20 protein-coding genes are annotated in these 23,902 nt (G+C 43.0%); 15 read left to right on the top strand and 5 right to left on the bottom strand.

Annotated elements, in window-relative coordinates; genetic code table 11:
* The first annotated feature begins 65 nt into the window (after positions 1 to 65).
* The 3 genes from JOD21_RS07930 to argH all read left to right on the top strand — a co-directional run bounded on the left by JOD21_RS07930 (position 66) and on the right by argH (position 3,878).
* Entirely contained in the window at positions 66 to 899 is an 834-nt protein-coding gene (locus JOD21_RS07930; protein ID WP_204729085.1) for an EcsC family protein, read from the top strand.
* Between the two features lie 376 nt (positions 900 to 1,275).
* Positions 1,276 to 2,493 (top strand): argininosuccinate synthase, encoded by a 1,218-nt coding sequence (locus JOD21_RS07925; RefSeq protein ID WP_041120912.1) that lies wholly within the window; start codon positions 1,276 to 1,278, stop codon positions 2,491 to 2,493.
* The gene (argH, locus tag JOD21_RS07920) at positions 2,490 to 3,878 is read left to right on the top strand and encodes an argininosuccinate lyase (RefSeq protein WP_204729084.1); all 1,389 of its coding nucleotides are present in this window, start codon (positions 2,490 to 2,492) and stop codon (positions 3,876 to 3,878) included. The genes JOD21_RS07925 and argH overlap by 4 nt, the downstream gene beginning before the upstream one ends.
* Before the next feature lie 118 nt (positions 3,879 to 3,996).
* Here the strand turns inward: argH and JOD21_RS07915 are convergent, their stop codons facing one another.
* The gene (locus JOD21_RS07915; protein ID WP_041120914.1) at positions 3,997 to 4,473 is read right to left on the bottom strand and encodes a universal stress protein; all 477 of its coding nucleotides are present in this window, start codon (positions 4,471 to 4,473) and stop codon (positions 3,997 to 3,999) included.
* A 52-nt stretch (positions 4,474 to 4,525) separates the two neighbouring features.
* Positions 4,526 to 5,854: a purine-cytosine permease family protein gene (locus JOD21_RS07910; protein ID WP_239581485.1), complete on the bottom strand. Its 1,329-nt coding sequence runs from the start codon at positions 5,852 to 5,854 to the stop codon at positions 4,526 to 4,528.
* Between the two features lie 190 nt (positions 5,855 to 6,044).
* On the opposite strand from JOD21_RS07910, the gene ald reads away from it, so the two are divergent.
* A complete protein-coding gene (gene ald / locus JOD21_RS07905) occupies positions 6,045 to 7,163 on the top strand; it encodes an alanine dehydrogenase (protein WP_204729083.1) in 1,119 nt (372 codons plus the stop codon).
* 44 nt (positions 7,164 to 7,207) lie between these two features.
* Here ald and JOD21_RS07900 read toward each other — a convergent pair whose 3' ends face one another.
* Positions 7,208 to 8,281, bottom strand: coding sequence for a M24 family metallopeptidase (locus JOD21_RS07900; RefSeq protein ID WP_204729082.1), 1,074 nt, complete (start codon positions 8,279 to 8,281; stop codon positions 7,208 to 7,210).
* A gap of 123 nt (positions 8,282 to 8,404) precedes the next feature.
* Between JOD21_RS07900 and JOD21_RS07895 the strand changes: the two genes are divergently transcribed.
* Together JOD21_RS07895 and JOD21_RS07890 are read left to right on the top strand one after the other, a co-directional pair.
* On the top strand, positions 8,405 to 9,085 hold the full coding sequence (locus tag JOD21_RS07895) for a metal-dependent hydrolase (RefSeq protein WP_204729081.1): 681 nt from the start codon (positions 8,405 to 8,407) through the stop codon (positions 9,083 to 9,085).
* Positions 9,086 to 9,461: 376 nt separating this feature from the next.
* Positions 9,462 to 10,772: a DRTGG domain-containing protein gene (locus tag JOD21_RS07890; protein WP_204729080.1), complete on the top strand. Its 1,311-nt coding sequence runs from the start codon at positions 9,462 to 9,464 to the stop codon at positions 10,770 to 10,772.
* 37 nt (positions 10,773 to 10,809) lie between these two features.
* Here JOD21_RS07890 and JOD21_RS07885 read toward each other — a convergent pair whose 3' ends face one another.
* Entirely contained in the window at positions 10,810 to 11,130 is a 321-nt protein-coding gene (locus JOD21_RS07885) for a YtpI family protein (protein ID WP_204729079.1), read from the bottom strand.
* Between the two features lie 80 nt (positions 11,131 to 11,210).
* Between JOD21_RS07885 and JOD21_RS07880 the strand changes: the two genes are divergently transcribed.
* The 9 genes from JOD21_RS07880 (at position 11,211) to JOD21_RS07840 (ending at position 22,802) form a co-directional block, all read left to right on the top strand.
* On the top strand, positions 11,211 to 12,146 hold the full coding sequence (locus JOD21_RS07880; protein ID WP_204729078.1) for a DHH family phosphoesterase: 936 nt from the start codon (positions 11,211 to 11,213) through the stop codon (positions 12,144 to 12,146).
* 20 nt (positions 12,147 to 12,166) lie between these two features.
* Entirely contained in the window at positions 12,167 to 15,475 is a 3,309-nt protein-coding gene (gene dnaE, locus JOD21_RS07875) for a DNA polymerase III subunit alpha (RefSeq protein WP_204729077.1), read from the top strand.
* Between the two features lie 96 nt (positions 15,476 to 15,571).
* On the top strand, positions 15,572 to 16,810 hold the full coding sequence (gene ystJ / locus JOD21_RS07870; protein WP_204729076.1) for an NADP-dependent malic enzyme: 1,239 nt from the start codon (positions 15,572 to 15,574) through the stop codon (positions 16,808 to 16,810).
* A 7-nt stretch (positions 16,811 to 16,817) separates the two neighbouring features.
* A complete protein-coding gene (locus tag JOD21_RS07865; protein ID WP_204729075.1) occupies positions 16,818 to 17,423 on the top strand; it encodes a FadR/GntR family transcriptional regulator in 606 nt (201 codons plus the stop codon).
* 26 nt (positions 17,424 to 17,449) lie between these two features.
* Positions 17,450 to 18,310 carry an acetyl-CoA carboxylase, carboxyltransferase subunit beta gene (gene accD / locus JOD21_RS07860; protein WP_204729074.1) on the top strand — a complete coding sequence of 287 codons (861 nt, stop codon included), beginning with the start codon at positions 17,450 to 17,452 and terminating at the stop codon, positions 18,308 to 18,310.
* Positions 18,304 to 19,266 carry an acetyl-CoA carboxylase carboxyl transferase subunit alpha gene (accA, locus tag JOD21_RS07855; RefSeq protein WP_204729163.1) on the top strand — a complete coding sequence of 321 codons (963 nt, stop codon included), beginning with the start codon at positions 18,304 to 18,306 and terminating at the stop codon, positions 19,264 to 19,266. Before accD ends, accA begins: the two co-directional genes overlap by 7 nt.
* 299 nt (positions 19,267 to 19,565) lie before the next feature.
* Complete coding sequence (pfkA, locus tag JOD21_RS07850) at positions 19,566 to 20,525, top strand: 6-phosphofructokinase (RefSeq protein WP_204729073.1); 960 nt, start codon at positions 19,566 to 19,568, stop codon at positions 20,523 to 20,525.
* 21 nt (positions 20,526 to 20,546) lie between these two features.
* Positions 20,547 to 22,307 (top strand): pyruvate kinase, encoded by a 1,761-nt coding sequence (pyk, locus tag JOD21_RS07845; protein ID WP_204729072.1) that lies wholly within the window; start codon positions 20,547 to 20,549, stop codon positions 22,305 to 22,307.
* A gap of 108 nt (positions 22,308 to 22,415) precedes the next feature.
* Positions 22,416 to 22,802: an FxsA family protein gene (locus tag JOD21_RS07840; RefSeq protein WP_338032885.1), complete on the top strand. Its 387-nt coding sequence runs from the start codon at positions 22,416 to 22,418 to the stop codon at positions 22,800 to 22,802.
* Positions 22,803 to 22,833: 31 nt separating this feature from the next.
* Here JOD21_RS07840 and JOD21_RS07835 read toward each other — a convergent pair whose 3' ends face one another.
* Entirely contained in the window at positions 22,834 to 23,877 is a 1,044-nt protein-coding gene (locus JOD21_RS07835; RefSeq protein WP_204729071.1) for an AI-2E family transporter, read from the bottom strand.
* Between the last annotated feature and the right edge of the window lie 25 nt (positions 23,878 to 23,902).

Raw genomic sequence — 23,902 nt, 5'->3', positions numbered from 1 at the left:
TTTTGTATCTGTAAAAATTTCTGATAAATAGTATAATGAAGCAAAAGATAAGCGGGGTGGTTTTTATGAGCTGGTCAGCACGCGATCAGGAAGTGTATCAGGAAATTGAGCTCTGGAGACAATCACTGAATGAAAGATCAGGCAACGATCTGACAAATGTCTATTCAAAATGGATTGAACGCTCTTTCTCACTATTACCTGAGGACATAAAAAAAGAAATTTTTGCGCACATCGATACATCTTTGTTTCATATACATAGCACCATGCAGGGGTTTCAGCTCCAGCAGGATGAAAGAGAAAACATATTGAGAACGGCTAAAGCGTTCGATGATTCCATCACGCAGGTAGAGGATATACGCAGGCTTTCGATTGATCAGCTGAACTATCTTTCACTGCAGCAAAGCGGCCGGCACAGACTATATTCATTTCTTCAGGGTGGAATTGCAGGCTCAGGAGGCGCAGCAGCCTTTTTAAGTGACCTGGTTGCATTATTAATTATTAATATACGTGCCATTCAATTTACTGCATCTGCATACGGGCGCGATGTCCATACACCTTATGAAATGACGATTGCACTGAAAGTATTTCATGCATCCACATTGCCCAGAAAATTTCAGGGTGAGGCATGGGATGATCTGATTGATACGCTGCATCACGTCCAAAGCGACTACTTTTTTACCGGCAGTGATGAGCTGACAAATGAACGCTGGCTTGAGGGACCGGGCCTTCAATTGTTTAAAACACTTGCTATTAAAATGTTTAAAAATAAACGCGCAGGCGGTTATCCGGTGATCTCAATGACAATTGGCGCCACAGCCAACTATCAGCTGACCAGAACAGTCACTGAATATGCAGAGCGTTTCTACCAATATAGATATCTTACTGAAAAGAACAGCTGAGACTGTTCTTTTTTCTGCGTTATAAGCGAATATTATTTTATGTAACGCGTCCTGCCTGTTGTGATGAATGGTTGTGACGGGTAAATAATTGCACCTGACCCGTAACCCTGGGGATATGACCCGAACAACTTTATCCGAGCTTTCTTTTAAGATACTTTGGTCACTGCAACATGAATAATGACGTTACCAATCGAATCACACTTCATCTCCATTTAAAAACCTCTGCAAACTCCAATGTATAAAATCAGAATATTTAATCTTTAAGAATTTTTATAAGAAGTGTTGCATCTTTATAAATACCCTGTTATGATACATTCATCATATAAAGAATAAATATACAAGATAATTAATAAAAATACGAAAGAGGTTGATTCATATGACACAAAACAAAAAAGTAGTACTAGCATATTCAGGCGGACTTGATACATCAGTAGCGATCCAATGGTTAAAAGACCAGGGATATTCAGTTGTAGCATGCTGCCTTGACGTTGGAGAAGGTAAGGATCTTGACTTTGTAAAAGAAAAAGCACTGACTGTCGGTGCAGTAGATAGTTATGTGATTGATGCTAAAGAAGAGTTCGCACAGGATTTTGCTTTAATTGCACTTCAGGCTCATACAATGTATGAAGGGAAATACCCGTTAGTATCAGCACTTTCAAGACCACTGATTGCAAAGAAGCTGGTTGAAGTGGCAGAAAAGACAGGCGCATCAGCTGTAGCACACGGCTGCACAGGTAAAGGGAATGATCAGGTAAGATTTGAAGTGGCAATTAACGGTCTGAACCCTGAACTTGAAGTACTTGCACCGGTTCGTGAGTGGGGCTGGTCAAGAGAAGAAGAAATTGAATATGCAAAAGAGCATAACATTCCAATCCCGATCAATCTTGACAGCCCATACTCAATTGATCAGAATCTCTGGGGAAGAAGTAATGAATGCGGTATTCTTGAAGATCCATGGGCAGCTCCACCGGAAGGCGCTTATGATCTGACAGCTTCACTTGAAACAACACCGAACGCGCCGGAAACAATCGAAATCACTTTTGAAAACGGTGTGCCGGTTGCATTAAATGGACAGGGCATGGAACTTTCTGCGATGATCCTCAAACTGAATGATATTGCCGGTAAACATGGCGTCGGAAGAATTGACCACGTGGAAAATCGTCTTGTCGGAATCAAATCAAGAGAAGTGTATGAGTGCCCGGGTGCGATTACACTGATGAAAGCCCACAAAGAACTTGAAGACTTAACGCTTGTAAAAGAAATGGCACACTTCAAGCCAGTTATTGAGAAAAAGCTGACTGAAGTGATCTATGAAGGGCTATGGTTCTCGCCGCTGACTGATGCACTGAAAGCATTTTTGCAGGAAACACAGCAGTATGTAAATGGTGTTGCCAGAGTGAAGCTGTTTAAAGGGCATGCGATTGTAGAAGGCAGAACGTCACCAAATTCTCTTTATAATGAAAAGCTCGCAACTTATACTTCTGATGATGAATTTGATCACGGTGCAGCTGTAGGGTTTATCAAGCTGTGGGGACTTCCTACTAAGGTTCATTCAATGGTTCAGAAGGAATCAAAAGGTGTGACCACTTCATGAGCAAACTCTGGGGCGGACGCTTTTCACAATCACCCGAGGAGTGGGTTGACGAGTTCAACGCATCGATCGGGTTCGATCAGAATCTTGTAATGGAAGACCTTGAAGGGTCTGTTGCCCACGTAACCATGCTTGGGGAGTGCGGCATACTCGAACCATCAGAAGTCAAACAGATTATTGAAGGCCTTTCTGTACTGAAAGAAAAAGCACAGAAGGGTGAACTTTCTTACTCTGTACAAAATGAAGATATTCACCTGAACCTTGAACATTTTCTTATCCAGGAAATCGGACAGATAGGTGGCAAGCTTCATACAGGAAGAAGCAGAAATGACCAGGTGGCAACGGATATGCACCTGTATTTGAAAAACAGAGTGATTGAAATTATGGAACTGATCCGTGCTGTTCAGCAGGCAATTGTTAATCAGGCAGAAGCGCATGTAGAAACAATTGCACCTGGCTATACGCATCTGCAGCGTGCCCAGCCTGTATCATTCGGCCATCATCTTATGGCTTATTTCTGGATGCTTGAAAGAGATTATAACCGTTTCAATGATTCATTAAAGAGAATCGATATCTCACCACTTGGAGCAGGGGCACTTGCAGGAACAACATTTCCAATTAATAGAAAGCGTTCTGCGGAATTGCTGGGCTTCAGTGATATTTATGAAAACAGTATGGATGCTGTCAGCGATCGTGACTTTATCGTTGAATTTTTATCTAATGCGTCGATGACGATTATGCACCTTTCGAGATTTTCAGAGGAGATGATCATCTGGTCGAGTCAGGAATTCAGGTTTATTGAGCTGGCTGATGCTTTTTCAACAGGCAGCAGTATCATGCCGCAAAAAAAGAATCCTGATATGGCTGAACTGGTAAGAGGGAAGACGGGCAGAGTATTTGGACACCTGGTATCAATGCTGACAGTACTCAAAGGTCTGCCGCTCGCTTATAACAAAGATATGCAGGAAGATAAAGAGGGTATGTTCGATACTGTGCATACGCTGATGGGCTCGCTGAAAATTTTCGCCGGCATGATCAACACAATGAAAGTGAACACAGAGCAGCTGTCAAAAGCGGTTAATGAAGACTTTTCTAATGCAACAGAGCTGGCGGATTATCTGGCTTCTAAAGGAATGCCATTCCGTGAAGCGCATGAAGTAGTGGGGAAACTCGTATTAACCTGCATCCAGCAGGGTATCTACCTGAAAGACCTTCCAATGAGCGAAATGCAGGCTGCATCTTCATTGATCGAAGAAGATATCTATCAGGTGCTTGAACCCGCAGAAGCAGTAAAACGCCGTGAATCAGAAGGCGGAACAGGGTTTAAACAGGTGAGAAATCAGCTGAATAAGGCTGAAAGTATTATTAAGGCTCATGTGAAGTCCTAATCTTTTATATCAGCTAAAGATAATAGCTAAATTTAATAGATGGAAATTCAAGTGGAGCGCAGCGAAACGATTAAAGAGGGTGAGACATTGTATGTATAATGTCTCACCCTCTTATTTTTTAAATATCCAAATCTTTCGCTTCTTTTTCCGGAGGCTGGTCAGTGCGGACAACCAGTACATCGCATTTTGCTGCCCGTACAATATGCTCAGAAATACTTCCGATCAGGAACCGTTCCATTGCATTAAGACCAGTCGCGCCACAAATGATCAGATCTGCTTCAACTTTATGTGCAAATTCTTTTGGAACCAGCACTTTAGGAGAACCGTATTCTACAAAAACGTTAACCTTTGAAACACCTTTGCTTTCAGCTTCTTTCTTGTAATCATTCAGCATTTCTTCAGCAAAGGTTTCAGCTCTTTTCGCAACGCTTCTGTCGTACGCTTCAACAACCGCAAATGAGCGGGTATCAATGACGTGAAGCAGGTTCAGCGTTGCATCATTTCTTTTCGCGATATCAATTGACTTTTTGAATGCCCATTCCGCTTCCTTAGAACCGTCTACAGCAACGAGAATGTGGTCATAGCTTAATGTCATGTTGATCGCCTCCTTTACTTATATATTACACCGAATCGTGTCAATATTCCTGCTAATTATGAGAAATTTCTGACTGATTTGTGGCGTATTTTTGTAAAAGAGGATAAAAGGCTGAAGCAGCTGCGAATACAATAAGACCGGGTGATACACTGTCCGGTAGAATAAAGTAAACAGGCATAAAAATACCCACTGTAACAAGTGCTGGAATATTTGTATAGTGACCGCCTCTGCCAAGACGGGCTAAGTGTTCAGGTGTAATTGACAGTTTCTTCACCACGGCATAGTCAGCAATAATGACAGCAGATAATGGAACGATAGCTGCACCGAGAAGCGAAATATATTGCTCTGCTTCATTTACGATGGAAGGAAACAGACTGAGTCCAGTTGCAGCGCAGCCAAAAATCACAGCGCTCTTCACACGGCCAAGAAGAGGCAGAGCATTTAAAAGACTGTAACCGCCAGTGTATGCATTACTGAGATTAATAGAAATCATGGAAATAACAGCCCCTGCAGCAATCAGCAGGATCGCAGCTGAAGAATCTGTCAGCTGACTTGCAGCAACAAACGGATTCACCGACTGCAGTGCTGCCGCAAACAGTGACCCAAGGACTGCAACGACTGCAAACCCTGCAATATTACCCACAAGAACGCCTGTAAATCCTTCACGTGGTGATTTAGCGTAACGAGTGATATCTGACGATGCACTAACGCCTGAGACATATTGCATAAAAGCGAGACTCCCATAAAATAAACAGGTTCCAAATGAGAATTCCCCTGTCATCATGACCGTTTTATCACTCATGATCAGGTCTATAATCAGATAAAGCATTAAGAGCTGACTTAGAAATAACAGCGGTATAAACCACTTAATCGTTTTTTTAACGGCCTCAAACCCGATTAATGCAAGTACTGACATAATAACTGAAAATAGTGGGGCAAGTATGTATAAAGAGATTTGAATGTCTGCGAACTCCATCAGCAAAAACTGTACAACAATTGAGCCGCCAATCGTCTGGACGGCAAACCAGTACAGTGATGTGAGAGATCTTACAGGTGAAGCAAAATACATAGACAGTCTCGATCCAATCATTGTACGAATGACATATTGGGCAGGCAGACCGTATCTGGCGCCTGGTAGTGACAATAGAGAGACAAGTATAAAAGCGAGAATGGCTCCGGTTAATGTTGACGTGATCGCCCAGCCTGCTGACAGTCCTCCTGCTGTGACGGCAAGGGCAGGGACGAGCACATTTCCTGTATTAACTGAAAAAGCCATCTGTATAAAAGCATAGTCAAACCATTTTGTTTTTTTCTCAGATTCGGGCACTTCAGATAAACCAATGGTTTCAATCTGGACCCGTTTCTTATTTACCATTGTCATAATCAGTCTCCTGTCGTATGAATACAGTCATTTTAACACATTAGCGCAATAGCGAAAACGGTTTCAAAAAGTGCGAATAGTTAATCAATTTGGAAGTGTGAAATAAGTAAGGACAAGGCATAGGGGATTTGTTAAAATGGAACTGCATAAATGAAGCATCAAATTCTATCATGATACAGGAGGAATAAACATGCGTGTCGGGATTCCAAGAGAGATAAAAAATAATGAGAATCGTGTAGCGATTACTCCATCAGGGGTTTATCACTTTGTTAAACAGGGTCATGAAGTATTAGTTGAAGACGGAGCCGGTCTTGGCTCAGGTTTTACAAATGATGATTATACTGCTGCCGGTGCACAGATTGCTTCAACAGCTGCAGATGCATGGGCTTGTGAAATGGTGATGAAAGTAAAAGAACCGATTGAGAGCGAGTACGGTTACTTCCGTGAAGGACAGATCCTGTTTACGTATCTGCACCTTGCACCTGAACCTGAACTGACAAAAGCACTGATTGATAACAAAGTTGTTTCTATCGCATATGAAACAGTTCAGCTTCCTAACGGTTCACTCCCACTGCTCACACCAATGAGTGAAGTGGCCGGTAGAATGTCTACACAGATCGGCGCGCAATTCCTTGAAAAAATCCATGGTGGGATGGGTATCCTGCTTGCAGGTGTACCTGGGGTCTCAAGAGGAAAAGTAACAGTCATTGGCGGAGGCGTAGCAGGAACAAATGCTGCAAAAATGGCTGTAGGACTCGGTGCAGATGTGACAATTCTTGACCTGAACCCGGAAAGACTGCGTCAGCTTGATGATTTATTTGGAAAAGATGTAACAACATTAATGTCTAATCCGCTTAATATCGCTGACAGTGTAGCAGACTCTGATCTTGTGATCGGGGCTGTGCTGATTCCTGGAGCAAAAGCGCCTAAGCTTGTGAGTGAAGAGATGATTAAAGCAATGAAGCCTGGGGCTGTTGTGGTGGATATCGCAATTGATCAGGGTGGAATTTTTGAAACAACAGATAAAATTACAACACATGATAACCCGACTTATACAAAGCACGGTGTTGTACACTATGCGGTAGCGAACATGCCGGGTGCTGTTCCGCGTACTTCTACAATTGCGCTGACGAATGTGACTGTTCCTTATGGCATTCAGATTGCAAATAAAGGGTACCGTCAGGCATGTATTGATAACGAAGCGTTAATGAGCGGTATCAATACGCTTGATGGATATGTGACGTATAATGCAGTAGCTGAAGCGCATAACCTCGAGTATGCGAATGTAAGAGATCTGCTGATTAATTAATACGAGAAGCGCCTGCGGATGATAATCCGTCAGGCGCTTTTCATTTAATAGGTTTGCAGCGTTTTAGGGAATTTCGTTAACGTTTCATAACCGTCTTTCGTTACCAGTACATCATCTTCAATTCTGACACCCGCTACGCCGTTTACATAAATGCCCGGTTCAATCGTAAATGTCATGCCTTCTTCAAGTACAAAATCACTTTCAGAAGTAATGGAAGGGAACTCATGAACATTCAGACCGAGTCCGTGACCAAGCCGGTGTGGGAAGTAGTCCCCGTAACCTGCATCCTCAATCACTTTTCTTGCCGCCAGATCCAGTTCACTCGCTTTTACGCCAGGTTTGACCATCTCAAGCGCAGTCATTTCCGCCTTTAACACAGTGTCATAGATTTCACGCTGTTTCCCGTCGATCTCACCGAATGCTACTGTTCTCGTAATATCTGAGCAGTACCCTTTATACACAACGCCAAGATCAAATAACACTAGATCCCCTTTTTTGATTCTTGTATCACCCGGTGTGCCGTGTGGCGAGGATGCATTTTCGCCTGTCAGTACCATCGTTGAAAACGACATTTCAGTGATCCCTTTTTTCTTTAATTCATATTCAATTGTAGAAAGCACATCAAGTTCCGTTTTACCTTCTACGAGTTCTCTGCAGGCAGTTTCAATCGCAAAGTCTGCAAACTCAGCCGCCTTTTTCAAAAGTTTGATTTCAGACTCGCTTTTAACGACTCTTAGTTCATTCATGAAATGTTCTGCAGGATGGATCGTCAGCTGTCCAAATACGTCCTGGAGCAGCTCAAGTCTCTCAACAGTCAGATGGTTTTTTTCAATCGCAAGACTGCCGATTGATGGAACGCGTTTTTTCAAAAGAGCGAGCGGATTTTCTGTATCGCTGTAGCCAATGATATCCCCGTCCCAGCCTGCATGTTTCGCGTCTTCAGTCTCCATGCCGGGACAGATCAGTACTGCGTCACCATCAGCAGGAATAAATACTGCGAGCCATCTTTCGTGAGGGTCACTTCTGAATCCGGTTGTGTATGTCACATTTTCTGTTGATGTCAGAAAAGCACCTTCAATATTCTCTTTTGTTAAGTATGTCTGAACTTTTTTGATCATGTTAAAACATCCTCTCATAATCAGTCTGTTCAAAATTATCATTTAAATTAGCACATGTAAATGTTTCAGCAGCTGCAGGAAGGGAAAAGTTGAGTGATAACACGGAACTTAGGAGGAATAATGATGAAAATTTTTTATCATGGACATTCTGTTGTTAAAATCGAAACAAACGGCAAAACAATCCTGATCGACCCTTTTATTAACGGAAATGAACAGACAGATTTAAAGGCAGATGATCAGAATCCTGATGTGATTCTTCTGACGCACGGTCATAATGATCACGTAGGTGACACAGTTGAGATCGCAAAACGGAGCGGGGCATTGGTTGTAGCACCGTTTGAACTGGCAAATTACATGGAAATGCAAGGCCTTAACACACACCCGATGCACATTGGTGGTGCTTATGAATTTGATTTCGGGAAAGTGAAATTCACTCAGGCCTTCCACGGATCATCCTATACAACTGAAGATAATCAGATTATCTATACAGGTATGCCAGCAGGTATATTATTCATGGCTGAAGGCAAGACAGTTTATCATGCTGGAGACACTGCACTGTTCAGCGATATGAAACTGATCGGCGATCGACACCCGATTGACCTTGCGTTCCTGCCAATCGGTGACAACTTCACCATGGGCCCTGACGATGCTGCCTATGCAGCTGAACTGTTAGGAGCCAAACAAGTCGTCCCGATTCATTACGACACCTTCCCGCCAATTAAACAGGACCCGGAAAAATTCATCAGTATGCTCAAAGAAGGCCAGGGCAAAATGATGAAAGCCGGCGACAGTACGGAACTATAATAAAAAGAAGATGCGTCCTGCGCATCTTCTTTTTATTATAGTTGTGTTATAGGTGTACCGTGGACGTAGAACTGCAACGAATCAGCCGGATAAGGCGTTCGATTGTGCATACGCGACATTCGCCTGTGCATATACGACCTCCAATCCGGGCGTATCCGACCTTCACGAAGCAGCACGCGACGTTCAACTGCCAATATACGAAAGTTCGAGTATGCGAAAGCCCTCAAAAGCCACCGTATTTCCCCGTACAGAAATCAAAAACCACCAGTCAGCTTCATCAGAAATATCATATTATTTCAAGTGGATTTGAACCTTTCTTACCACTGCGGTTATAATATAAACACGTACACAGGACGCAGAAAGCGGGGATTAGCGATTGGCTACAAAACACGAACAGATTCTTCAGCATATAGAATCCCTGCCTGTCGGAAATAAAATTTCAGTCAGACAGGTAGCAAAACATATGGCGGTAAGCGAAGGAACTGCATACCGCGCGATAAAAGAAGCAGAAAACAAAGGACTCGTCAGCACGATCGAACGTGTCGGAACCATCAGAATTGAAAAGAAAGTACGAGAAAACATTGAGCGGCTGACCTATGCAGAGGTCGTCAACATTGTGGATGGACACGTTGTGGGTGGCCGCACGGGCCTTCATAAAACGCTTAATAAATTCGTCATCGGAGCGATGAAGCTTGAAGCGATGATGAGATATACAGAAGCCGGCAACCTGCTGATCGTAGGTAACCGGACAAAAGCACATGAATATGCTTTAAATGCAGGAGCAGCAGTCCTGATCACTGGTGGATTTGATGCAGATGAATCTGTGAAGAAACTCGCTGATGACCTTGAGCTTCCTGTTATTTCAACGAGCTATGACACATTTACAGTTGCGGCGATGATTAATAGAGCGATCTATGATCAGATGATCAAAAAAGAGATTGTACTTGTTGATGATATACTGATTCCGCTAGAACGCTCTTATTATCTGACTTCAAAGTCATCAATCCGTCAGTGGGAAGAAATGAATAAAGAAACTCAGCACAGCCGCTTCCCTGTTGTAGATGCCACCACGCTGAAAGTTACCGGAATGGTGACGGCTAAAGATATTCTTGGGCGCAATAAGGATGAAGTGCTTGAAAAAGTCATGACAAAATATCCGCTGACTGTCAATGCAAAAACAAGTGTTGCATCAGCAGCTCATATTATGATCTGGGAAGGGATTGAGCTGTTGCCGGTGGTGAATGAATCTCATCAGCTGCAGGGCGTGATCAGCAGGCAGGATGTATTAAAAGCCATGCAGATGATTCAGCGTCAGCCCCAGATGGGAGAAACGATTGATGACCTGATTCTAAAGGAGCTGCAGGTGGAGAAAACAGAAAGTAAACGTCAGACGTTTCAGGTAACACCACAGATGACCAATCACCTTGGCGCTATTTCTTATGGGGTATTTACAACGCTCGTGACAGAATCTGCTAATCAACTCCTGAAAGAATACAAGCGCAGTGACCTGGTGGTAGAAAATATTACCATTTACTTTATTAAACCGGTTCAGATGGAAAGTGAACTTGAGATTGTCCCGAAACTGTTGGATGTCGGACGGAAATTCGGGAAAGTTGACGTGGAAGTATTCAGCGAAAACATCCTCGTAGGAAAAGCCATGATGATGTGCCAATTGCTGGAGAAATAATGAAACCGGCTGCTTTCAGCCGGTTTCAGTCCTTTCATTATTCATTCCAGTTACGATCTTCCTCTTCCATGAGAGGTGTAAAATGCTTTACAGCTTTATACCGGATCCATGCGCTTGAAAAACCAATGATAATAAACAACAGCGCAATGATATAAGTAAAGATCAGATTTGTTGCGATCTCAAAGTTAAAAAGAAAAAATGTATTCAGGCCGACTAAGCCCATCAGTGCACCAAGTGCCATACCTGCACGGCTTTTCTGCCAGGCTTTTTCAGCGGGGCGTGGTGTGCGGATCTGCTTTGTTTTGAAATACAGGTAAGCAACTCCGGACATAATAATTAAAAAAACTAATATCGCCATTTCGATTCCTCCAATAATAAACTACTATTATTGTAATGGCTTATGAGCCTAAATTCCACTAAATCAGGGAGTGACATTCATTGAAAGAGCAAATCATTCAGGAAATTAAAAAATATGACACAATTATACTACATAGACATGTAAGACCGGACCCGGACGCCTATGGTTCACAGGCGGGGTTAGCAGAGCTGATCAAATCTTCATTTCCAGATAAAAAAGTATTAACGGCAGGAACAGCTGAGCCGACTCTTGCTTTTCTGCATAAACTTGATGATATTGCAGATGAAGATTTTAAAGGTGCGCTTGTGATAGTCTGTGATACAGCAAACACTGACCGCATTGACGACCAGCGTTATAAACTTGGTGAGAAGTGTATCAAAATCGATCATCACCCAAATGAGGATGCGTATGGTGACCTGTTGTGGGTGGATACTTCAGCAAGTTCTGCGAGTGAAATGATCTATGAGTTATATCTTTCCGGCGTGCAGGAGGGTCTGAAAATGTCCGACAGTGCTGCACGATTGATTTATGCGGGAATTGTCGGCGATACCGGCCGCTTTTTATATCCAAGTGCTACGCAGAAAACATTTGATTACGCGGGTGAACTGATTAAATACTCATTTGACCGTACAGCGCTGTACAACTCCCTGTATGAAATGGATGCTCACGTATTAAAGCTTCAGGGGTATGTATTGCAGAATTTCCATATGTCAGAGAACGGAGCGGCGCATGTCAAGCTGACAAAAGAGCAGCTTAAGGAGTTCGGTGCAGCACCATCGGAAGCTTCGCTGCTGGTCAGTACGCTCGGCAGTGTAAAAGGAATTCGGGCATGGGTCTTTTTTATAGAAGAAGAAAAAGAAATACGAGTAAGACTACGCTCTAAAGGACCGATTGTGAATCAGCTGGCGAAAGAATATAACGGCGGCGGTCATCCGGTTGCAGCAGGGGCATCAATTTACAACTGGAATGAAGCAGAAGATGTGATCGAAAAGCTTGAAGCGATTTGTAAAGCTTAAGTATTGAAAGGAGATTGAAGATGGCTTTTACACATTTGCAGGTAACAAGTGCATACAGTCTATTGAGCAGTACAGTATCGATCCCTCAGCTGATCAGACTTGCAAAGCGTGAGAAGCTGTCTGCACTTGCCTTAACTGACCATAATACGATGTATGGTGCAATTCCGTTTTATAAAGCTTGTATAAACGAAGGAATAAAGCCGATTATCGGACTGAAAGCAGATATCAGCGGAAATGATGATCAATCATTTCCGCTTGTTTTACTTGCTGAGAACAATGAAGGATATAAAAACCTGATTAAAATATCAAGTGCGATCTTAACGACAGGTAAGCCACTCCCTGAAAAATGGCTGAAAGCATATGCAGCCGGACTGATTGCCATTACACCGGGAGACACCGGAGAGGTTGAACAGCTATTAATGCAGGAGCAATTTGAAGAAGCGTCAGCACGGGTGAATGATTTAAAAGAAGTGTTGGGGGAGAACCATTTCTTTCTCGGGCTTTCAGTTCACAGTAAAAGAGAAGACCATGAACTCAATCAGCAGTTAGCAAGGCTCTCTGCCGAAATGTCTGTACCGCTCGCTGCTACTGCAGAAGTCAGATACAGTGAGGCAGATGATAAGAAAGCATATGAAGCGATGACTGCACTCAGAGACGGACTCACTTTAGATGAAGTACAGGTCGAAGGTGACTATCATTTTCAAACACCTGCAGCTGTAGAAGTTTCTTTGGGTGACTATCCTGAAGCGCTTGAGCATACGTACAATATTGCCTCACGCTGTCAGATGGAGATCGATTTTAACAGCTCCCATCTGCCGGTTTATCCTGTACCGGACGACGTCACTCAAAAAGAAGTGCTTGCCCACCTGTGTGAAGAAGGGCTGAAAAAAAGAGTCGGCAAGATGGATGACCGGTACATGAAGCGACTGCGTTATGAGCTTGATGTCATAGACCGCATGGGTTTTAATGATTACTTCCTGATTATATGGGACGTGATGAAATTTGCGCGTGAACAGCATATTTTAGCCGGGCCCGGGCGTGGCTCAGCGGCCGGAGCTTTAACTGCTTATGCACTTTATATTACACACGTGGATCCGATTGAACATAACCTTCTTTTTGAAAGATTCTTAAATCCTGAGCGGGTAACCTTACCGGATATCGATCTTGATTTTCCGGATGACAGACGGGATGAAGTGATTCAGTATACTGTCGAAAAATACGGGATGAAAAAAGTAGCCCAGATTGCAACATTCGGTTCGTTGTCAGCAAAAGCTGTGGCGCGTGATATGGCAAGGGTGTACGGCATGAGCTCAGGGGAAATGGAAGTAATCTCAAAATCGATTCCGTCTTTGCACGGCATTACACTTAAGGAAGCTTTTGAGCAGTCACAGTCACTGCAGCGTTTCGTGAATCAGTCAGAGCGGTATCAGGAATGGTTTGCAACAGCAGTGAAACTTGAGGGGCTGCCGAGACACACTTCTGTTCACGCTGCAGGTGTCATCATCAGTGATATTCCTCTAGCAGATGTTGTCCCGCTTCAAAAGGGAACAGCATACGCGCATATTACCCAGTGGCCGATGGGCGTCCTTGAAGAAATCGGTCTTTTAAAAATGGATTATCTGGGTTTAAGAAACCTCACCATTTTAGACAGGGTCATTCAGGCCGTCAGAAAAACGGATGCCCGTTTTACGATTGATGGCATTCCGCAAAATGATCAGGCAGCTTTTGAACTGCTTGGCAGAGGCTGGACGAGCGGGATCTTTCAGTTTGAGGCTGAAGGGGTTACAAAAGTTCTGATGACGCTTAAGCCGACTGAATTTGAAGACCTCGTTGCAGTGAACGCCTTAAACAGACCCGGACCAATGGAATTTATTCCGCAATATATAAAAAGAAAGTACGGTCAGGAAAAAGTGACGTATATTCATGATGATCTTAAGCCTGTTTTAGCCTCAACGTACGGGATTATCATTTATCAGGAGCAGATTATGGAGATTGCATCAAAATTTGCAGGGTTCAGTCTCGGGCAGGCAGATGTACTGAGAAGAGCGGTCAGTAAGAAAAAGAAAGAGGACCTTGACCGTGAAAGAGAAAGATTTACTGAGGGTGCTGTGAAAAAAGGATACTCAAGTGAGGCAGCGAATGAATTGTATGATCTGATTGTCAGGTTTGCTGACTATGGTTTCAATAGAAGCCACGCAGTTGCATACAGTAAAATCGGGTATCAGCTTGCCTACTTAAAAGCACATTATCCGGTAGAATTTATGGCGTCACTGATGACGACAGCAACCGGCAATGAAGATAAAACCGCACAGTACATTAAAGAGTGCAGAAGACTTTCCATTCAGGTTCATCCTCCGGATATTAACAGGAGTATGAGATATTTCAAAGGAGAGAAGAATTCAATCATCTACAGCTTCAGTGCGATTAAAGGGATCAGCAAAGCTGCTGCAGAAGAATTAATTCAAAAAAGACAGGACAAACCTTACCGCGACTTTTTTGATTTATGCTCAAGGCTTGACCCGAAACTGGTTAACCGCAAACTGCTTGAACCCCTGATATTCTCAGGTGCGCTTGACAGTTTTGGACAGGACAGATCCGTTCTGCTCGCTTCTATTGATATTGCTGTTAACCATGCAGGTCTCACTCAGGGTGAAGGAAGTCTGTTTGAGGATCTCGATATCAAACCGAAGCATGCCAAAGCATCTCCAATGCCGGTGGATCAGAAGCTCTCTTATGAAAAAGAAGTGCTTGGCATTTATCTATCCTCCCATCCTGTATCACTGTACCGGAAGCAGCTCGATTCAGCCGGGGCTGTAAAAATTGATGAAGTAGGACCCGGAAGTAAAGGGATCATTGGCGCATTTATCAACGATGTACGGGTGATCAGAACGAAAAAAGGGGAGAATATGTGTTTTATCGCGTTAAGTGATGAAACCGGAGATATAGATGGGGTCGTATTCCCTGAACCATTCAGGAAATTTTCTGCTATTCTTCAAAAAGGTGTTACTGCAGTACTGACTGGAAAAACAGAGGAAAGAAACGGGAAAAATCAATTTGTTGTACAGCAGGCAGTGCCGGCTGATCAATTCACGCATACAGAAAGAATGAAAACACTTTTCCTCAGAATTCCGTCATCCATGGATGAACAGGAATCAATGATGTTGATATTGAAATACTGCAGACAATTTGAAGGGACTTCACCTGTCGTTGTATACGATGAAAGTTCAGGAGAGAAAATGAAGCTTCAGATAAGAGGAGTGAGACTTCAGGAAGAGCTGCTGGCAAGGCTTGTACAGCTCTTAGGTCAAAAGAATGTAGTTGAACAATAAATTGCAAAAGCCGAATACATTTTGTTATAGTGAATGAGAATGTGGTCGGACCAATTGTTAAATAAAGGGGTAACCCAATAATAGGAGTGAAGTTCGTTGTCATTACGGGATGAAGCACTGCATATGCACAGAGTGAATCAGGGGAAACTGGAGACAAAGTCAAAAGTATTGGTTAGAAATGCTGAGGAATTAAGTCTGGCATATTCACCTGGTGTAGCAGAACCTTGTAAAGAAATTTATGATAAGCCGGAAACGGTATATGACTATACAATGAAGGGCAATATGGTAGCAGTTGTATCGGATGGTACAGCTGTTCTGGGACTTGGAAATATCGGTCCTGAAGCCTCACTGCCGGTAATGGAAGGTAAAGCAGTATTGTTTAAGAGTTTTGCAGGAGTTGATGCTTTTCCAATCTGTCTGAATACGACTGAGATTGATAAGATCGTAGAGACAGTAAAATTGATGGAACCGACATTTGGCGGTGTCAACCTTGAAGATATTGCAGCACCGCGCTGCTTTGAAATTGAAGAGCGCCTGAAAAAAGAAACAAACATACCAATTTTCCATGATGATCAGCATGGTACAGCCATTGTTACTGTAGCAGGTCTTGTAAATGCGTTGAAAATTACAGATAAAGAATTTTCTTCGATTAGAGTTGTCATGAATGGAGCAGGGGCTGCAGGCATTGCTATTATTAAACTTTTATATAGTTATGGTGTAAGAGATATTATTATGTGTGATTCAAAAGGTGCAATATATGAAGGTAGACCGTATGGCATGAACGAGGTAAAGCATAATGTTGCTAAGATCACAAATCGCGAGCGCCTTGATGGCTCTTTAGATGATGTGATCGAAGGTGCAGATGTCTTTATTGGCGTATCAGTTGCCGGCGCGCTGACTGAAGAGATGGTTCAGAAAATGAATGACGACTCCATCATCTTTGCAATGGCGAATCCGGTACCTGAGATTATGCCGGCCCTTGCAAAAGCAAATGGAGCAAAAGTCGTTGGAACGGGGCGCTCTGATTTCCCTAATCAGGTCAACAATGTACTTGCATTTCCGGGTATCTTCAGAGGCGCATTAGATGTAAGAGCAACTCATATCAATGAAAAAATGAAAATTGCAGCTGTTGAAGCGATCGCTTCGCTGATCGGTGAAGATGAGCTCCATGAAGATTATGTGATTCCTGCACCGTTTGACGCAAGAGTGGCGCCGGCAGTAGCGTCACGTGTTGCAAATGCTGCAATGGAAACCGGAGTTGCAAGAATTAAAGTTGACCCTGAAGAAGTCAGGGAAAAAACTGCCCGCCTTTCACAAATCGGAAAAGGCGAGTGACAGTCATTTGAAAGAACATAAAAGGTATATTTCTGTTGTCCACCAAATCAGGGATATGATTCAGCAGGATCGCCTTACAGCGGGAAGCAGAATTCCATCGGAGCGTGAACTGTCGGAAAGATTCGGCGTTGCACGCTCTTCTGTGCGTGAAGCATTAAGAGCGCTTGAACTGCTTGGTCTGATAGAAACCAGAAGAGGCGAAGGGACTTATCTGAGAGATTTCAGAGACCATCATCTGATTGACCTGCTTGGTATGTTTATTCTGCAGGATGGCCGTGCAGTCAATGATGTTGCACAAGTAAAATCATGGATGGAAGCCGACGCAATCCGAAGACTCAGAGCGTGTTCAAAAGATCAGATTTCTCATACGATTGAACATATTTCAGCAAAGTACAAGCGTTCAGAACTGCAGACACTTTCTCATTTAAAAAAAGAGATCGTGGAAGCAGGAGGTAATCAGCTGTACGTTAAGATCTGGCTAGTGCTGAATGATTTCTATATTAGTGAAGGTGAACATTCAGCTGCACTGACAGATGACATCATGAATGAATTTTTAGGGTACCTGATGAATGATGAAACAGAACAATCATTGAGATTGCTTGCTGACCGCTAGCACAACATAACGGGGAGGACGACAGGTTGCTGAAGGATATATTTGCAAAAAAGAAAAAGTATGCAACAATCCCATCTGAGCACGATAAAAATGATGTGCCTGAAGGGATTCTGACGAAATGTCCAAAATGTAAAAAAATTATCTATACAAAAGAAATCTATAAAAATAAAAAAGTCTGCCTTCAGTGTGGATATCATCATCCGATGAACGCAGCTGAAAGAATCGAATGTCTTGCTGATGAAGGTTCATTCAAAGAATTTAATCACCATTTAACATCTGAAAATCCGTTAGATTTCCCTGATTATCTTGAGAAAGTTGAAAAAGATAAGAAGAAAACAGGATTAAATGAAGCTGTCGTAACTGGAACTTGTGAAATTGACGGACATGAAGCAGTTCTTGCCATCATGGACTCAACTTTCCGTATGGGGAGTATGGGATCGGTAGTCGGAGAGAAAATTGCAGAAGCTGTCCGCACTGCTGAAGAACGCGGATTACCATTTATCATATTTACTGCAAGCGGCGGGGCACGGATGCAGGAAGGGGTATTATCCCTGATGCAAATGGCAAAAACGAGTACAGCGCTTAAGCGTTTCAGTGATAAAGGCGACCTGATTATTTCAATGATGACCCACCCGACAACCGGTGGTGTTTCAGCGAGTTTCGCCTCACTCGGTGATTACAATTTTGCTGAACCCGGTGCACTGATCGGATTCGCCGGACGCCGTATCATTGAACAGACAATAAGAGAGAAACTGCCAGAAGATTTCCAGACTGCAGAGTTTTTAATGGAGCACGGTCAGCTTGATCAGGTTATATCCCGACTTGAAATGAAAGAAAAGCTGAGCGTATTGCTTTCGCTTCATAAGAAAGGGGGAGAGTCCTGGTGAATGAATTGGAATTTGAAAAACCGTTGAATCAGCTACGAGAAAAGATTAATGAACTGAAGGCTTTTACTGCTGATTCTGAAGTTGATCTCAGTGAAGAAATCTCTAAGCTTGAAGAGCGGCTAATACGGCTTGAAGCTGACATTTATTCGAATATTAAACCATGGGACCGTGTCCAGCTTGCGCGTCATCCGGAACGTCCGACAGCACTTGAATACATAGAAGAGCTGTTTGAAGATTTTATGGAAATGCATGGAGACCGCCTGTATGGTGATGACCACGCAATTGTAGGCGGAATTGCAAGTTATAAAGGCAAACCCGTTACTGTAATTGGTCACCAGAGAGGAAAAGATACGAAAGAGAATATTAAGCGTAACTTTGGAATGCCTCACCCGGAAGGTTACCGTAAAGCGCTCAGGCTGATGAAACAGGCTGAAAAGTTCAAGCGGCCGATTATCTGCTTTATCGATACAAAAGGTGCTTACCCGGGTAAAGCAGCTGAAGAACGCGGGCAGAGTGAAGCAATCGCAAGAAACCTGTTTGAAATGGCAGGGCTGACTGTGCCGGTGGTCTGTATAGTCATCGGAGAAGGCGGCAGTGGAGGTGCACTGGCGCTTGGCGTTGGAAATCACCTTCATATGCTGGAGAACTCGACTTATTCAGTTATTTCACCTGAAGGAGCGGCCTCAATTCTCTGGAAAGATGCAGGACTTGCAAAACAGGCGGCTGAATCCATGAAAATTACAGCACCTGACCTGAAAGAGATGGGAATCATTGATGAAATCATCCCTGAAGTCAAAGGTGGTGCACACCGTGATGTGAAGACCCAGGCTAAGTCAATTGACGAGGTACTCCTTTCCTCTCTAAAGGAATTATCTGCTCTTGATGAAGAATCTCTCGTTGATCAGCGTTATAAAAAGTTTCAGTCTATCGGTGAATTTACAAAAGAACACGTCTGATTAAAAAACCTTCTCGGAACATTTTCCGAAAAGGTTTTTTCTTTAGTTAAATGTGTAAACAATAGAAGAGTGGGACAATCAGGTTATTATGTGTCTATTGTGTGAATTTTTTTAAAGAGTGAAGCGTTTACATGAAATGCTTAGTAAGAAGTTTTCATGAGTTAAAAGACTTATGATTGAGAACAAGTCAGCTTCATGTTATTTTTAAAAGGATGAAAACGGACTTGTACATCCAACTTCGGAACACTATTTCTGTGAAATAGTTAACATATTTTTCAATTAAAGGTGGGAACATCATAATGAAAAGAATTGGCGTACTGACGAGTGGCGGAGACGCGCCCGGAATGAATCCGGCTGTCAGAGCAGTTGTACGTAAAGCCATCTATCACGGTCTTGAAGTATACGGGATCTACCAGGGGTATCAGGGGCTGATCTCCGGTAATATTGAAAAGCTTGAGCTCGGTTCTGTTGGTGATATCATTCACCGCGGGGGAACGAAACTTTATTCTGCACGATGTGAAGAGTTTAAAACACTTGAAGGTCAGAAAAAAGGGATTGAACAGCTGAAGAAGTTCGGTATTGAAGGTCTTGTTGTGATCGGTGGCGACGGCTCTTATATGGGAGCAAAAGCATTAACTGAACATGGTTACCCATGTGTAGGCGTACCGGGTACAATTGATAATGATATCCCGGGAACTGATTTTACAATCGGGTTTGACACTGCACTGAATACAGTGATCGACGCAATTGATAAAATCCGTGATACAGCCACTTCACATGAACGCACATTTATCATTGAAGTAATGGGAAGAAACGCAGGAGACATTGCCTTATGGTCAGGACTTTCAGGAGGAGCAGAATCGATTTTGATCCCGGAAGACCCTTATAACCTTGAGAAGGTTGTAGATAAAATTAAAAAAGGTCATGCGCGCGGCAAAAAACACAGTATTATTATTGTGGCCGAGGGCGTCATGTCAGGTGGAGAATTTGCTGCACTGATGAAAGAAAAAACCGGTGTTGATACAAGAGTATCAGTGCTTGGTCATATGCAGCGCGGAGGCTCACCAACTGCTTCAGACCGGGTACTCGCAAGCCGTCTCGGTGCACGTGCAGTTGAGCTGCTGATGGAAAACAAAGGCGGGCGTGCCGTGGGTATACAGCGCAATGAACTGGTTGATTATGATATTATTGAAGCATTGAAAATGGAACACAAAGTGGATGTGGATCTTTACCGCTTATCACAGGAATTATCGATTTAATAGATTTCCAGGAGGTATAAAATGAGAAAAACTAAAATTGTATGTACGATTGGACCGGCAAGTGAGAGTATTGAAAAGCTGACACAGCTGATGGAAGCAGGCATGAATGTTGCACGCCTGAACTTTTCACATGGTGACTTTGATGAGCATGGTGCAAGAATCAAAAACATTCGTGAAGCAGCTGCAAAGCTTGGTAAAAATGTAGGGATCCTGCTTGATACAAAAGGGCCGGAAATTCGTACAAACACGATGGAAAATGGCGCAATCGAGCTTGTAGCAGGTAACGAGATTATTGTTTCTATGGAAGAAGTAGTAGGAACAACTGAAAAGTTTTCTATTACTTACAGTGACCTTGTAAATGATGTATACGAAGGGTCAAAAATTCTACTTGATGATGGGCTGATTGGTCTTGAAGTACTATCGGTGGATAAAAACGCCGGTGAAATCAAAACAAAGATTATGAACACAGGTACGTTAAAAAATAAAAAGGGTGTAAACGTTCCTGGCGTTTCAGTTAACCTTCCTGGTATTACAGATAAGGATGCAAATGACATTCTTTTCGGTATCGAGCAGGGTGTTGACTTTATCGCGGCTTCATTCGTACGCCGTGCCTCAGACGTGATGGAAATCCGTGAACTTCTTGAGAAGAACGGTTCTCCAAAAATCAATATCATTCCTAAGATCGAAAACCAGGAAGGCGTAGATAACATTGATGAAATTCTCCAGGTATCTGACGGCTTAATGGTTGCCCGTGGAGACCTTGGTGTTGAGATTCCGGCTGAAGAAGTACCACTTGTACAAAAGCAGCTGATCCGCAAATGTAACGCTGTTGGGAAACCGGTTATTACTGCAACACAAATGCTTGATTCTATGCAGCGTAACCCGCGTCCGACACGTGCAGAAGCCTCTGACGTAGCGAATGCGATCTTTGATGGTACAGATGCGATCATGCTTTCAGGTGAAACGGCTGCAGGTGATTACCCGGTCGAATCAGTTCAGACGATGAACAATATCGCTTCAAGAGCTGAAGAAGCACTTGACTACAAAGCAATCCTTTCTAAGCGCAGCAAGCGTTTTGAACGTAACATGACTGATGCAATCGGTCAGGCAGTTGCTCATACTGCACTAAACCTTGAAGTGAATGCCATTATTGCGCCGACTGAAAGTGGTCATACAGCAAAAATGATCTCAAAATACCGTCCTGAAGCAACAATCGTAGCTGTTACATCTGATTCATCAGTATCAAGACGTCTTGCGCTTGTATGGGGTGTTTATCCTCAGGTAGGAGCTAAGACTGAAACAACGGATGAAATGCTTGATATGGCTGTAACAGAAAGCTTAAACAGCGGCTGTGTGAAGCATGGTGATCTAGTTGTGATTACTGCAGGTGTTCCTGTCGGTGAATCAGGTACTACTAACCTGATGAAGATTCATATCGTTGGAGACGTACTTGCTAAAGGTCAGGGAATCGGACGCAAATCCGGCTTTGGTAAAGTTGTTACAGCATCAAATGCTTCTGAAGCACTTGAAAAAGTAACAGACGGCTCAATTCTTGTAACCATTGGTACTGACAAAGAAATGATGCCGGCGATTGAAAAGTGTTCTGCACTAATCGTTGAGGAAGGCGGCCTGACTAGTCATGCTGCTGTAATCGGTCTGAACCTTGGCATTCCTGTCATTGTAGGTGTTGATAACGCAGTAGCAACATTTACAGATGGTCAGGAAGTAACAGTTGATGCTGAACGCGGCGTCGTTTATAACGGCCACGCAAGCGTCCTGTAAGAATAAATTGATCTGCCTGAACGGACTCGTCCGTTCGGGTTTTTTTAAATCCTTACATTAATATGCTAAAATAAAGGCAGCGCGTTATATTGAAAGGAGAAATTCCTTGTGAGATGGCTCATGCTTTTGATTATTATTGTTCCGGCAATTGAGATTGCGATATTGATCAGTGCAGGTAACCTGATTGGGGTTATCCCGACAGTTCTGCTGATTATTTTAACTGGTGTATTAGGGGCTTACCTTGCAAAGTCTCAGGGTCTTCAGGCTTTGAAAAAGGTACAGAATATGACAATGATCGATGGTCCTGGCGATGCAGTGATTGATGGTATATGTATCCTGATTGGTGGGGTTGTCCTTTTAACACCCGGCTTCATTACTGATGCAATAGGCTTTTTGCTCTTATTTCCAGTAACAAGAAATAAATTAAAGCCTTTTATTTACAAATGGATTCAAAGAAAAATGAGAAATGGAAATGTAATCATTCACAGACCATAACACACAGCATTTGCTGTGTGTTTTTTTATATTTACGCAGTGAATTTACCGCTTTTTACATAAAGCCAGATCATATAAAATAGTTTTGCCTTAATCAAAACAGATAACACAATCAGGAAAAAAGGAGTCAGAAACAAGCCCTTCAAACCTGTCAGCTGAACAGATACATAAAGTACCATTAAAGCCAGTAGTGGGTGAATGCCCATACTTGTCCCTATCATTTTCGGCTCCATCACCTGTCTCACACCAACAATCACAAGATAGATGAGGAGCACAAAAAGAGCTTCTGGACCTGACTCAAAAAAACAGAAAATCATCAAAGGCAAAAAAAGCAGCAGTGATCCGGCAACGGGAACAAAATCAAGCATTGCTGATAACAAAGCCATCAAAAAAGGATGCTCAAAGCCGAGAAACAAAAACCCAGTCATGGAAATCATAAAAGTAATCATTGCAAGCAGAAATTGGGCTGCGACATATGAACCTGCTTCGTGAATGCCCAGTGTGCCGACATTCTTCAGCTTTGCAGTCCAGTCCTTCGGTAACTGCTGCAACCAGGCTTTAAAATCCGCCAGCACATAATAAGACACAATCAGAACGATCCCTGCAGAAAAGAAGTAGGAGGGTAAAGCGACTGCCCATGATGAAGAAGCAGTAACCAGCTGTTTTCCGGCTGTCAGTATAAGCTTTCCGGTTTCATCAGTCACCAGGGCGAGCTGCTCATTTGATATGTATGGTTCAGTCAGTTCCTGCAGTGACAGAGGAAGCGTGTAGATAAAATTCTTGATTATCCCTGCGTAGTCAGGAATATAGCGGATGAATGATGATAACTCATTTTCAAATAATGCAAAGAAGCCGGTTATAATCAACGGTCCTGTTATAAACGCAACCATTAATCCGAATATGACACTCAGCCGGTAAGGAATTTTCAGAAGGGTGAACATAAATTTGACCACAGGATAAACAATAAACGATAGCAATGCGCCGGCTGCAAAAGGCCATAAGTAATCAAAAACCAGTCGGAGCAGTCCCAATATGATAATGATTGTTATAATGACATGAAGTGCACGTCTGAACATCACATAGTCCTTTCCTGGCTAATGT

The sequence above is a fragment of the Jeotgalibacillus terrae genome (assembly GCF_016908195.1).
Taxonomy (GTDB): Bacteria; Bacillota; Bacilli; order Bacillales; family Jeotgalibacillaceae; genus Jeotgalibacillus; species Jeotgalibacillus terrae.
Note: the sequence above shows the minus strand (reverse complement) of the source record. Positions and strands in the feature narration are given on the sequence as shown.